A 13,627-nucleotide genomic window follows, 5' to 3' on the forward strand; every position below is an offset into this window, starting at 1 on the left:
TCGCGGGGCTGGCTGCCATAGCCGGCTTTAAAGCCTATAAAAACAAAAAAGCCATGAGCAAAGCCCATTGAGTACTCATAAAGCGATTGATCAACTGCCTAGCCTGCCACAAGTATTAATCAAAATTCTTGATGCTATACACAGTGAATCGGCAGACTTCCAACAACTAGCTGATATTATTCGGCAAGATCCTGCTGTGGCCAGCAAACTCATACAAGTGGCTAGCTCAAGTTACTATGGCCGCTCACAAAACTGCTCTACCATAGAGCGCGCACTAATGCTGCTGGGCACCGATACCGTTAAAACCATAGTCATCACCACCGCCATTAAGCATTTTTTCAATCACTTTAGTCAGCAGCACAGCCACTTTTTAAAACAGTTTTGGCGCCGCTCGTTAGTAACCGCTAATTTCGCGCAAGCACTAGCCACACTCACACGCTTTTCAGCTCCCGAAGAAGCTTACCTCTGTGGCCTGCTTACCGATGTAGGGCAATTAATTTTGCTCACGGAGTTTAACGAAGATTATATACAGGTGGTTAACCTAAGCCCTTCCGACCACCGCTTACTTGCAGAAGAACAAAGCCACTTCCACTACAACCACTGTGATGTGGCTGCCGACCTGATTGATAGCTGGAATATTTCCACCTTTATGGGCGACGCCGTGCGCTACCATCATGAAGACCTGGCACAGATTCAAGACGCCCAGCACCTGGTTAAAATCATTTACTTATCCAGCCTGCTGGGCAATAGCCAAGAAATTAACGACAACACACTCACCGCTTGCCATGATTTATTTGGCCTTAACGAGGCGCTTACCAGAGAGATACACAGCCGTATACTAAGTGATGTAGAGGGCATTGCGGGCAGCTTAAATATAGATCTCGATGACAATCCCAAAAACGAGCAGCAAGCGCACCAAGATTTAGGCCAGCGCCTGAGCGAATTAAGTGAGATCACGCAAGTTAACCAAACCCTGTGGTTAGCACAAAGCCATGAAGCCCTAGAACAAACCATAGGCCGAGCCCTGCTGTTAACTTTTGGTATAGAGCACTGCCTGCTTTTAGAATACCAGCCCGAGCAAAACCGGCTCACAGGCCTTAACACGCAAGACCAAGCAGCTAGCTTAAACATCACCGTTGCGGCCGGCCGCAGCCTTAGCAGTGACGCCATGCTAACGCTAGCCATACAACACAGCATGGCTAGCGAACAAAAACTCTCGGTTATCGATAAGCAACTAATCCGGCTATGCCAGAGCCAGCATATATTATGCCTACCCTTGATCAGCGGCCAACAAGCCATAGGCGTATTAGTATTAGGGCTAAGCGACAAACAATTACCTGCACTGCAACCCCGCTTTGGGCAGCTGCTCACGCTGGGCCGCGAGCTTGCCGCCAGCATGCAAAAACTCAATCAAGCAGGCGGGGTTGATAACAGCGACACACAACAGCAACAATTGCAAAGTAATATTCTCGAAGCTATACATGAAGCCAGCAACCCCCTTAGTATTATTCGCAATTACTTAGAGTTGCTGCGTATAAACCTAGGTAGCGAGCACAGTGCCAATGAAAATCTAGACCTAATCAAAGACGAGATAGATAGAGTAGGGCAAATATTACTGCGCTTAAAAGACCCCGGCGACAATAGCGATAACGATAGCATCACCGACATCAACAAAGTAATTAGTGATACCGCCCAAATATTTATCAACTCTAGCTGTGCCTCTAAACACATTGAGCTCAAGCTAGAGCTGGATAAAGACCTTAAAGCCAGCAAGGTAAACAGCGCTTATTTAAAACAAATACTCACTAACTTAGTTAAAAATGCCTGCGAGGCCTTAAGCAGCGGCCAGCAAATCACCCTGCGCAGTGATGCCCATGTCAACGCCAATGGCCGCTCATATTTAGCAATAATAGTTAGCGACAACGGCCCCGGCATGAGCGCCGCAGTTAAAGAGCAACTTTTTTTACCCCAGCAATCGACGAAAGGGGGCAAGCACTCAGGCTTAGGCCTGAGCATTGTGAAAAAACTGGTTGATGAAATGGGCGGTATTATTAGCTGTCGCTCACGTCAATCTACAACTGATACGGAGAGCAGCGGAACGGAGTTCCACCTATTACTCCCTAAATAGCACTTATGAACAAGGCTTGTGCATAGTGATAATAAAAGCAAAAAAATATGGCCAACACCGAACTGTACAAAAATAGCGACGCCAGAATACTACTGACTGACGACGACCCGCGTATGCTTGAAAGCCTCAAAACCTTATTGGAGCTTTACGAGTTTAATGTCGATACCGCCCTAGGCGGTCAAGAAGGTATAGACAAATTATCCAGCCAGGATTACGACGTACTGCTGCTAGATTTAAAAATGCCCGATATCAACGGCCATGATGTCATGGCGTTTATGGCTAAGCACCAGATTAACACCACCACCATAGTCGTTAGCGGTGAAACCTCTTTAAGTGATATTAGCAAAGCCCTGCGTCACGGCGCCTATGATTATTTAAAAAAGCCCTATGTCCCGGAAGAACTTACCGCAACCGTCAGCAACGCGGTAAGAAAAAAACTGCTAGAAAAATCTCATCAAAATATACAATCCAAACTAAATCAGTCGGAAAAGTTACACCGCTTTATCGTCAATAACTCACCCGATATTATTTTTGTGCTCGACAGCCAAGGTAAGGTGAGTTTTATCAACTCACAAATTGAATCTATTTTAGGATTCTCTAGAAAAAACCTTATGGGCAAGCCCATCACCAATATAATTGATGACAACGACGAGCGGGTCAGCTTCTTTTTTGAACGTGCGCTAGCGCCTCACAAAACCCCACAAAGCACTGAAGTCACTCTTAAAAATTTCAACAATGAGCACAAACGTCACTTTGAAATAACCATCTGGTCAATTAGTGACACCAATGAGCGCATTCCCTCTAATAGCGAACATTTTCACGCCTATGGCACCGCCCGTGATATCACCGAGCGCAAAGAGGCCGAGGCATTTATTAATTTTCAGGCCTACCACGATTTACTCACCCGGCTACCTAACCGCTCACTGTTTAAAGACAGGCTTAGCACCGCCATCAGCCAGGCTGAGCGCAACAACAGCCGCCTGGCGGTAATGTTTATAGACCTAGATCGCTTTAAAGTGATTAACGACTCCCTGGGCCACACCATGGGTGACAGACTACTGCAAGCAGTTAGTCAGCGCCTGCAACAACACATACGCAAGAGTGATACCCTGTCGCGCTTTGGCGGCGACGAGTTCACCCTACTACTGCCCGAAATTGCCGACGACCAGGCAGCCATACAAGTAGCCGATAAAATTTTAGAATCTATAAAACAGCCTTTTATTTTAGGCGGGCATGATATTTATGTGGGCGCTAGCATAGGCATAGCCACTTACCCCGAAGCCGGCACCAATATGGACGCGCTGATTAAAAACTCTGATATAGCCATGTATCAAGTTAAAAATACCGGCAAAGACGGGGTCAAAACCTTTAACCCAGAAATGAGCGACAATCCCACCGAGCGGCTGATGTTAGAACAAGATATCAGGCGCGCCATAGAGCTCAATGAATTTGATCTCTGCTATCAACCACAAGTGGACACATTGACCCAGACCATCTGCGGGGTGGAGGCCTTAATACGCTGGAACCACCCCAGCCTAGGCCGCTTATCGCCAGTAGAGTTTATCCCCATAGCTGAAGAAAGCCGCTTGATTATTGATATAGACAAATACACCCTGCGCAAAGCCTGCCGTGAGATTCGCCACTACCATCATCAAGGCATGCCCAATCTGCGGCTGGCGGTTAATCTTTCCCCCATTATGATAGAGCGCGAAGATTTTGTAGAAACCGTCTTAGGCATACTTAAAGACGAGGGTTTCCCCACCAACCTGCTAGAGCTGGAGATCACCGAAAATGTGTTAATGGGCGATAGAAAAGACATTATCGACAAACTGTTACTGCTGTCGTCTAAAGGCATCAACCTGGCACTGGATGACTTCGGTACCGGCTACTCATCGCTAAGCTACCTACAAAAATTTCCCTTAAAAACCCTAAAAATTGACCGCAGCTTTATCCACAACATTAAAAGCAGCGAAGACGAGGCCTGCATAGTCAACGCCATTATCTCTATGGCTCAAGGTTTACGCATGTCTATTATTGCCGAAGGGGTAGAAAACAAAGAGCAACTGGATTACCTCAAGGCCTTGGGCTGCGACATAGTGCAAGGCTTCTTCTTTGGCGCCGCTACTAGCCTAGAGCAAGTGGCCACCCTGTTTCACCAACGGCAACACCTATACACCACCCAAATTGCCGAGCTGGGTGCTTAGCCACACAAACAGGCAAGGGCTAACTTCTATGATAGCCCGCAGCCTGCTAGAATTGCCGCCCCATTATGAGCAACCTTCAGTAAGTATTACTTATGTTAATTGATCAGTATTACAGCCAAGACCAACAAAAAATAAGCTTTAGCAGGCAACAAGCCAGCGACTTTGCCAAAAACATCGCTGACGACTTTAACCCCCTACACGATGCTGATGCCAAACGCTTTTGCGTACCCGGCGACTTACTGTTTGCCATAGTTTTATCCAAATATGGTATTAGCCAGCACATGCAGTTTACCTTCTCTGGCATGGTCAGTGATGGCGTGGCGCTACAACTGCCCGCCGCCAGTACTCAGCTCAGCCTTAAAGACGGCGCCGATAAAGAGTATTTGAGCATAGAACAAAGCGGCGACAACTGCCGCGATCAACAATTAATAGACACACTGACTCAACGCTATGTGGCCTTTTCGGGGCAAACCTTCCCGCATATATTAATGCCGCTGCTCAAAGAGCAAGCGGTAATGATCAACCCCGACCGGCCTATGGTCATTTATGAAAGCATGCTCATAGAGCTCAACCGCCTAGACCGCAGCGACATAGAGCTAGCCTTAAACAAAGAGCAAACCCATTTAGAGAGCAATGGTAAACGCGGTAAAATCTGCCTGGCCTTTACCCTGCTCGCTGGCGGCGAAGAAATAGGCCGCGGTGAAAAACGCATGCTGCTTAGCGGCCTCAAGCCCTATGATCAACAAGCCGTAGATCAGTTGGTAAACAACTATAACGAGGGCAAAGCTCGCCATAAAAGCTAAACAGTTAATAGCCTATACAGCGTATTCTAATCTATCGACTATAATTCTAGGGTTCGCGCTAAGTAAGGGACAACTGGCCACTCATTAACACCGCCTATAAAATTGGAATTTTAGGATTAGATGAATACGCATATAGACGCCTTACCCAAAGAGCGAATCATAGAAAAGAGCCGGCTCGCCATTAGTAAATGGTCCAGTACTCACTTAAGCCGCTACCTAGAGCTATTGGCCGAAAAGTTTTTTAATCTCGCCGATAAGTCTGATAACAACGAAAGCCAAACTCGCTACTTTCAAGTGCGCGATGAGATCATCAATCAACAGGCTCATATAGAGCAGGTTTTTAGCCAGCAGCTAAGCCAGGCTTTTAAAAATTATCAAAACCTGCGCCCCACCAATAGCGCCATCAATATTAGCGAGCAGCCAGCAGAGCAAGAACAAACCTTAAGCTTGGTCGATAACGATGATTTAGAAGAAGCCCTAGCCATCAAGACCATGACCCTAAAAGCCAGCAGCGATTGCTCTGCGGGTATTTATGCACTCAACCAACGCCTTGCCGCCTTAAGAGGCGGCAGCAAAATGAGCGACTACGACAACCCCATCGCCCCTGGGGTTTTTGCCGAAGCACTGCAAAGCGCCATAAAAGACTTACTGCTAGACACCCAGTCGCGGCTAATTGTTTATAAAATGTTTGACAGCTTGTTTATGCGCAAGCTGGACTCGCTATACAAGCTATTAAACCAGCACTTTGAGGCCCGCGGCCTACTACCCCATTTAAATTACGAAACCCATAAGTCCCCCTCAGACCTATTACCCGAAGAGCTAAAAGGCCTAGAGAGCCAGCCCTCTTTAGATCATCAAATTGATCTATTTAAATCCATACAGCAATTGCAGCAACTATTTCCCATACCCGCTATCCCAGCGGGTCAGGCCATCACCGTAGACCAGCTGATACACAGCATACAAGCGCTGCAACACAATGCCGCTGGCGAGCTTAGCCATATTAAAAACCCACAGCAATTACAAGCGGGCTACCCACAACAACTACGTCAACAAGCCGAGCAAGACGCCAAAAAAACCGCTGAAATAGATACCCATATTATAGAAATTGTAGGCCTGCTATTTGAGTACATGCTCAACGATGAAAAGCTACCCGACTCCGTCAAAACCTTATTAAGCTATCTACACACCCCATTCTTAAAAGTCGCCGTGGTTGATAAAGAGTTTTTTAACCACCCCCAGCATCCGGCCAGGCAATTACTCAACAACCTGGTTGCCTCTGGCGAGCGCTGGGTAGAGCCCAACAGCAAGCACAAAAGTGAAGTTTTTTTACAAATTAAAACCGTGGTCGAACGCATACTCAATGACTTTGACAACGACATACGCTTATTTTCTGAGCTGGCTTTTGAGTTTAACCGCTACATACGCCAACACGCACGGCGTATACGCCTCACCGAAGAGCGAGCCATGCAGGCTGCTAAAGGCGAAAACAAACTCAAAGAAATACGCTTAAAAGTCGATGCCTTTATTAGAAAAAAAGTTGGCCAGGTCAAACTACCCGACTTTGTCAGCGCCCTGCTATTTGAGCCCTGGTCCAACTACATGGCCTTTAACCTGTTGCGCTTTGGCTCACGCAGCGGCCAATGGCAGCACGCCGCCACCATGGTGGATGATATTTTATGGTTTGTGCAAATTATTCAATACTCTACCCAACCGGAAAAAAACCTGCGTTTTAACGAGTTGCTAGAATCCCTGCCCTCGGCCCTGCAACAAGGTTTTGACACGGTGGGCTATGATTCCAGCCAGGGCCAGCAAATCATCGACAAGCTCCTACACCTGCATGAGCAACAACGTCATAACCTCGAACCCGCCAGCAACACCGACGCCAGCGCAACTGAGGCCGAGATACAACCCGAAGTCATAGACGCCCATATTGATGAGGTGGACATTAACCAGTCCATAGAGGCCGAGACCAAAGGCGATGATATAGTTCAGCAACTCAAGAAAACCGAGTTTGGCACTTGGTTTGTTTTTGACGCCAATAGCGATCAAGCCCAGCACGTTAAGCTGGCCTGGTCCAACACCACCACCCTGCACTTTATGTTTGTAAACCGTATGGGCCAACAAATTGCCGTAAAAAGCGGCCAGGAATTAGCCCAAGCCATGCGAGCTGGCGAGATAAAAATACTAGGCAAGGAAGAAGATAAACCTTTCTTTGAAAAAGCGCTTGAACGTATTCTCAAACAGATACAACATAAGCAAAAATAATAGTAATAAAGTGAGCCACTAATGACTAGAAAGCAAGAGCGCGTAGAACTCAATCAAAGCATTACCATTAACGACATTATCAATGGTGGTGTGTTTGGCGAGCTTATCAATGTCACCACCGAAGGCCTGATGGTTATGACCCACCAGGAAATCCCCACCCACGCCATTTACCAACTTTCACTCAAGCTACCCAGCCCTATCCTAGGCAGCGATAGCATAGAGCTGGGCGCCGATTGCCTGTGGTGCAAAGCCGAAGAAAACTTCAACCGCCACTGGGCCGGGCTACATATTATTGATGCCTCCGAGCAGGCTATGGCGCAACTAGCGCAGCTGATAGATCACTACAAGAAATAATCACTATTCATCGCATTAAGCCCCGCAACAGCTTACCCCGCCCATTTTTTCAGCTATAATTCCGCCCCCGTGAATTAGCCATAGCTCAAAAGGCCGTGGCTATTTATTACTCAACATCTACATAGATTAATCTTGAGGGTAATCCATTGCGACTCAGCCAAGCCGCCCCCCAACAACTGCGCGAATTAGAGCAAAGCTTAAGCGAGCAGTATCAGGCCTTTCAAACCGCCAAACTAAACCTAGATTTAACCCGCGGTAAACCCAGTGCAGAGCAACTCAGCCTATCTAATGAGCTAGATGGCATTTTAAATGGCGATTACCGCGACAGTAGCGGCACCGACTTGCGCAACTACGGTGGCCTAGACGGTCTGCCCGAAGCCAAGCAATTGTTTGCCGATATGTTAGGAGTGAGCGCTGAGGATATTTTAGTGGGCGGCAATGGCAGCCTGCCCATGATGTACTTCAGCCTACAAACCGCCCTCAGCCAAGGCCTAGCTGGTAAAGACAGCGCCTGGAACCTGCAAGGCCCAGTAAAATTCCTAGCCCCCGTACCCGGCTATGACAGGCACTTCACCGCCTGCCAACACTTAGGCATAGAGCTTATCCCCGTGGCCATGAACGAGCACGGCCCCGACATGGACCAAGTAGAAGCCTTAGTGCAAGCCGACCCCAGCATTAAGGGTATCTGGTGCGTACCCCGCTTCTCCAACCCCACCGGCATAGTCTACAGCGATGAAGTGGTAGCCCGCATGGCCAAACTAGGCCATATAGCTGGTGAGCACTTCCGAATTTTTTGGGATAACGCCTATGCGGTACACAGCCTAGACGACAACGCCCCAGCCCTAGCTAACCTGTTTGAGCTATGCAAAAGCGCAGGCACCGAAGATAGCGTACTAATCTTTGGCTCTACCTCAAAAATCACCTTTGCCGGCGCCGGGGTAGGCTTTATGGCCGCCTCTGCCAATAACCTTAACGCGCTTAAAGATGCCCTAGGTTTCAGCACTATAGGCCCCGACAAGGTCAACCAATACCGCCATGTGAAGTTTTTAAAAGATCAGGCCACTCTAACAGCGCATATGCAAAAGCACGCTGCAATTATGAAGCCTCGCTTTGATGCGGTATTAGAGCAGCTTAACGCCGAACTAGCCGATGGTGACATAGCCAGCTGGACAGCGCCGCAGGGTGGTTATTTTATCTCCTTGGACACACGCCCAGGTCTAGCCAAACAGGTCATACAACTAGCTGCTGACGCCGGGGTTAAACTCACCCCCGCAGGTGCTACCTTCCCCTACGGCAAGGACCCAGAGGACCGCAATATCCGTATCGCGCCCTCTTTCCCCAGCATAGAGGACTTAAAGCAGGCCACTGCAGTGTTTATCACCTGTTTAAAACTGGCCACTGTCAGACAGGCACTGGCTCAGCAATAAACCTCCAGATTCATTGTTTAATACGTAAAGCTCTTACCTCGGTAAGAGCTTTTTTGTTTTTCCACCTATCCCGCCCCAGCCATCTCACATCGTGCCAATATTTAAGATATTAAAAGCTGAATCCTCTACGGCCGCAGGGAATGCCCCAAGGTTCTTGCGGAATATAAAAGATGAGCGCTGAGTGAACGGATGAGACCGGCTTTCCCGAAGGGCGGGCTCAGTAGCGAGCGAAGGTAGCCCGGAGGGCCGCCATCATGGAGCAAGGACCTTGGGGAATTGCCGTGTTTAGAAAACTTAACCTTGCCTAAAGAACGATACATACTTTTAGTTTTTTAGATCAATACACGCTGCAATGCTGGATTACTTACACGATGCCTGAGCCGGGTGCACTCGCTCCATGGACTGGCCCCTCTAGGGTTCCCTCATACGCTACTGAGCCTTAAAACGCTGCGCTGTCTCATCCGCTGCTTCGGCCAGCCCTCTTATATTCCGCGAGCACACCCGCCTCAGCCCTCTCACATCGTGCCAGTATTTAAGATATTAAAAACTGAATCCTCTGCGGTCGCAGGGAATGCCCCAAGGTTCTTGTGGAATATAAAAGATGAGCGCTGAGTGAACGGATGAGACAGCGCAGCGTTTTAAGGCTCAGTAGCGAGCGAAGGCAGCCAGGAGGGCCGCCATCATGGAGCAATGACCTTGTGCCATTGCCGAGTTAAGTACGCTAATCATAGCGGCTAATACATAATGACTTTATTAATAAAGCAAAAAGAGCTTAATCAGTACTATCCGGCGCTTTAATCACCGGCCTAGCCATAGTGGGGAACTTAGAAACATTGCTAGCCGTACCACTGGACTCCACAATCTTGCCTACGCCCTCTTTTTCCACCTCATCGATACGTACTATAGAGTGCATGGGGATATAGGATCTGGCCACGCCATTAAACTCGGTTTTTAACTTTTCTTCAGCGGGGTCAACAATCATCTGGCTGCGCTCACCAAACACAAACTCCTCTACCTCTATAAAGCCATACATCTCGCTTTGGTAGATAGCCTTAGCATATAACTCATAGATTTTGTCTTGATTATAAAAAATCACTTTATAAATAGGGGTTGTTGCCATGTTAAAACCTATGTTGCATGGGGGTTGACACTTTCGGCGCGCATATTACCACAAGCGCTACCTTAGCCACTAGACAACTTTTGGCAGCTAAATATTCACCTAAGCCACTATCTATATGGGCCTCCCAAAGCTTTGATTAGCACCACTGCGCCATACCCCCCAGCATAAGTTTACGGTATAATCGCCGCCCTTTTTAAACACACGGTTTACCGAAGCGTCTAAAACTTTCCCGTAAACAGGTTATAGCAACATGTCAGACAATATTATTATCAGTACTAACGATAGCCCTCAGGCGCCATCGGCCCTCACCAGCAGCGACGGCAAGCCCAAAAAGCTGTTTATTAAAACCCACGGCTGCCAAATGAACGAGTATGACTCCTCACGCATAGAGGACTTACTGGGCAGCAGCCACGGTGTAGAAACCACTGATAACCCCGAAGAAGCCGACATATTACTGCTTAATACCTGCTCCATACGTGAAAAAGCCCAAGAAAAAGTATTTCACCAACTGGGCCGCTGGAAAAAACTCAAAGACAAAAACCCCAACCTAGTCATAGGCGTAGGCGGCTGCGTTGCCAGCCAAGAGGGCTCGGCCATTAGTGATCGCTCCCCGTTTGTGGACCTCATCTTCGGCCCACAAACCCTGCACCGCGTACCCGATATGATAGAGGCCAAAAAGCACGACGGCCCAGTGGTAGTGGATGTTACCTTCCCCGAAATAGAAAAATTCGACAAACTGCCCGAGCCCTCAGTAGACGGCCCCTCGGCTTTTGTGTCGATTATGGAAGGCTGCTCTAAATACTGCACCTTCTGCGTAGTACCCTATACCCGCGGTGAAGAAGTGAGCCGCCCCTTTGACGATGTGATCGCTGAAATCGCCGGCCTGGCCGATAAGGGCGTACGTGAAGTTAACCTGCTAGGGCAAAACGTCAACGCCTACCGCGGCCTTAATCACCTGGATGAAGTGGTGGATTTTGCCGAACTAGTCACCTTTGTGGCCAGCATCCCCGGCATAGAGCGCATACGCTACACCACCTCCCATCCAGTGGAATTTAGCGACGCCCTCATCGAAGCCTACGCCAATGTGCCCGAGCTGGTCAGCCACCTGCACTTACCGGTGCAAAGCGGCTCTGACAGAATCTTAGCGGCCATGAAACGCGGCCACACCCGTGAAGAATACATCAACAAAATCAATCGCTTAAAGGCTATACGCCCCGGCATCAGCCTGTCTTCTGACTTTATCATAGGTTTCCCCGGCGAAACCGACCAAGACTTCCAAGACACCATGGATTTAATCCACGAAGTGGGCTTTGACCTGTCCTTTAGCTTTATTTACAGCGCCAGACCCGGCACCCCCGCCTCGGAGCTAAAAGACGACACCCCAGCTCAAGTACACAAGCAGCGCCTACAAATACTGCAGGATCGCATCAACCAGCAAACCCAGCAAATTAGCCGCCGCATGGTCGATAATATAGAGCGGGTACTAGTCACCGGCGTGTCCAAAAAGGACCCCGGCGAGCTACAGGGCCGCACCGAAAACAACCGCGTGGTTAACTTTGCCGCCCGCGACCACAGCATCATAGGCGACTTTGCCGACGTGCTGATCACCGAGGCACTGCCCAACTCCCTGCGCGGCATACTGCAATAAGCCGCGCGCCCCTAAATCATGCCCTCAATGCAGCATTGTTACCGGCCTCAAAAAAGCGGTTTAATTCGCCGCTTTTTAGGTATATGCTGCCAGTATGTTGGTTGCCGCCATTAGCGGCTTATAAGTAAGCATTTGAACAAAAACACCTCCTACACAAAAGCTCTACATCTAGAGCCCAACGACGCTCGGTATTTAGCCAATCTCTGCGGCCAATTAAATGAACACCTACGCCAGATAGAACAACGCCTGGCGGTGACCATACATAATCGCGGCAACCACTTTACCATCGCTGGCCAGCAGGCCGATGTCGATGCCAGTGCTGGACTTATCACACAACTCTACCGCGAAGCCCGCAATGGCATCGAGCTTACCCCGCAATCCATACACCTAAATCTGCAACAGGCAGGTATAGACGAGCTTGCACAATCATCCGAGGATAACCCCTTAACCGTGAATACCCCCACCGAGCCCGCAACCGATAACAGCGTTGAGCCATTCACCCTGATACACACCAAAAAACTCACCATTAAGCCCCGCGGTAAAAACCAGCAGGGCTATGTGCGTTCGGTACTCAACCACGATATCAACTTTGGCATAGGCCCTGCCGGTACCGGTAAAACTTACTTAGCCGTAGCCTGCGCAGTACAGGCACTGCTTAACGAAGAAGTGCAGCGTATTTTATTGGTACGCCCCGCCGTAGAGGCCGGTGAAAAACTGGGCTTTTTGCCCGGTGACCTGGCCCAAAAAATCGACCCCTATCTGCGCCCACTCTACGACGCCCTTTACGATATGCTGGGTGACGAAGCGGTCACCAAGCTGATAGAGCGCAATGTTATAGAGATAGCCCCGCTAGCCTATATGCGCGGCCGTACCCTTAACGACTCCTATATTATTTTGGATGAAAGCCAAAACACCACTAAGGAACAAATGAAAATGTTTCTTACCCGCATAGGTTTTGGCTCTACTGCGGTGATTACCGGCGACGCCACCCAAATCGACCTACCCCGCGGCACCCAATCGGGGCTCACCCATGTCATCAAGGTACTAGAAGGCATAGAAGGCATTAGCTTCACCTACTTTGAATCCAAAGACGTGGTCAGGCACCCACTGGTAGCCCGCATAGTTGATGCCTACGAGGCGCAAGAAAACCACGAACAGTCCATTAAAGACCAAGCTCGCGGTAGCCAAAACAGCTAATGCCCCCCTTATACCTAGACCTGCAAATCGCCGATAACCTAGCACCGGTAGCCGCCAGCCTGCCCAGTAGCGCACAGCTGGAGCTTTGGGTGGCCGCCGCCTTAGCGGGCCGCAAAGACGAGGCCGAGCTAACCATACGCTTAGTGGACGAACAGGAAATCAGCCAGCTCAACGCCACTTACCGGCACAAAGACAAAGCCACTAACGTTTTATCGTTTCCGGCCGATTTACCCGAGCATATAGACATACCGCTACTGGGCGATATTATTATCTGCCCAGCAGTGGTCGCTGCCGAAGCCCAGCAGCAACAAAAGACTTTAACGGCCCACTGGGCCCATATGGTGATACACGGCACCTTGCATTTGCTAGGCTATGACCATATAGAAGAGCAACAAGCCGTAGCCATGGAAGCGATAGAAACTCAACTACTCGCCGACTTGGGTTACCCCAACCCTTATCTAAGCTAGCCTTGATAAGCGTT

10 protein-coding genes are annotated in these 13,627 nt (G+C 49.0%); 9 read left to right on the forward strand and 1 reads right to left on the reverse strand.

Features of this window, described 5'->3' with window-relative positions; all coding sequences use genetic code 11:
- Positions 1 to 67: 67 nt before the first annotated feature.
- The 6 genes from NO559_RS00195 to NO559_RS00220 all read left to right on the forward strand — a co-directional run bounded on the left by NO559_RS00195 (position 68) and on the right by NO559_RS00220 (position 9,181).
- Positions 68 to 2,128: an HDOD domain-containing protein gene (locus NO559_RS00195; protein WP_258329746.1), complete on the forward strand. Its 2,061-nt coding sequence runs from the start codon at positions 68 to 70 to the stop codon at positions 2,126 to 2,128.
- A gap of 47 nt (positions 2,129 to 2,175) precedes the next feature.
- On the forward strand, positions 2,176 to 4,332 hold the full coding sequence (locus tag NO559_RS00200; protein ID WP_258329747.1) for an EAL domain-containing protein: 2,157 nt from the start codon (positions 2,176 to 2,178) through the stop codon (positions 4,330 to 4,332).
- A gap of 92 nt (positions 4,333 to 4,424) precedes the next feature.
- Positions 4,425 to 5,135 carry a DUF3581 domain-containing protein gene (locus tag NO559_RS00205; RefSeq protein WP_258329748.1) on the forward strand — a complete coding sequence of 237 codons (711 nt, stop codon included), beginning with the start codon at positions 4,425 to 4,427 and terminating at the stop codon, positions 5,133 to 5,135.
- A gap of 120 nt (positions 5,136 to 5,255) precedes the next feature.
- Positions 5,256 to 7,400 carry a DUF1631 domain-containing protein gene (locus NO559_RS00210; RefSeq protein ID WP_258329749.1) on the forward strand — a complete coding sequence of 715 codons (2,145 nt, stop codon included), beginning with the start codon at positions 5,256 to 5,258 and terminating at the stop codon, positions 7,398 to 7,400.
- Positions 7,401 to 7,421: 21 nt separating this feature from the next.
- Complete coding sequence (locus tag NO559_RS00215) at positions 7,422 to 7,754, forward strand: PilZ domain-containing protein (protein WP_258329750.1); 333 nt, start codon at positions 7,422 to 7,424, stop codon at positions 7,752 to 7,754.
- A gap of 146 nt (positions 7,755 to 7,900) precedes the next feature.
- The gene (locus NO559_RS00220; protein ID WP_258329751.1) at positions 7,901 to 9,181 is read left to right on the forward strand and encodes an aminotransferase class I/II-fold pyridoxal phosphate-dependent enzyme; all 1,281 of its coding nucleotides are present in this window, start codon (positions 7,901 to 7,903) and stop codon (positions 9,179 to 9,181) included.
- Positions 9,182 to 9,953: 772 nt separating this feature from the next.
- On the opposite strand, the gene NO559_RS00225 is transcribed toward NO559_RS00220, so the two are convergent.
- Positions 9,954 to 10,301 carry a DUF1820 family protein gene (locus NO559_RS00225; RefSeq protein ID WP_258329752.1) on the reverse strand — a complete coding sequence of 116 codons (348 nt, stop codon included), beginning with the start codon at positions 10,299 to 10,301 and terminating at the stop codon, positions 9,954 to 9,956.
- Positions 10,302 to 10,551: 250 nt separating this feature from the next.
- Between NO559_RS00225 and miaB the strand changes: the two genes are divergently transcribed.
- The 3 genes from miaB to ybeY all read left to right on the forward strand — a co-directional run bounded on the left by miaB (position 10,552) and on the right by ybeY (position 13,613).
- Positions 10,552 to 11,949, forward strand: a complete 1,398-nt coding sequence (gene miaB, locus NO559_RS00230; RefSeq protein WP_258329753.1) for a tRNA (N6-isopentenyl adenosine(37)-C2)-methylthiotransferase MiaB — start codon at positions 10,552 to 10,554, stop codon at positions 11,947 to 11,949.
- A gap of 132 nt (positions 11,950 to 12,081) precedes the next feature.
- A complete protein-coding gene (locus NO559_RS00235) occupies positions 12,082 to 13,146 on the forward strand; it encodes a PhoH family protein (protein WP_258329754.1) in 1,065 nt (354 codons plus the stop codon).
- Positions 13,146 to 13,613: an rRNA maturation RNase YbeY gene (ybeY, locus tag NO559_RS00240; RefSeq protein ID WP_258329755.1), complete on the forward strand. Its 468-nt coding sequence runs from the start codon at positions 13,146 to 13,148 to the stop codon at positions 13,611 to 13,613. Before NO559_RS00235 ends, ybeY begins: the two co-directional genes overlap by 1 nt.
- Positions 13,614 to 13,627 lie beyond the last annotated feature (14 nt).

Origin of the sequence: Dasania sp. GY-MA-18, from assembly GCF_024734385.1 — a bacterium.
Classification (GTDB): domain Bacteria; phylum Pseudomonadota; class Gammaproteobacteria; order Pseudomonadales; family Dasaniaceae; genus Dasania; species Dasania phycosphaerae.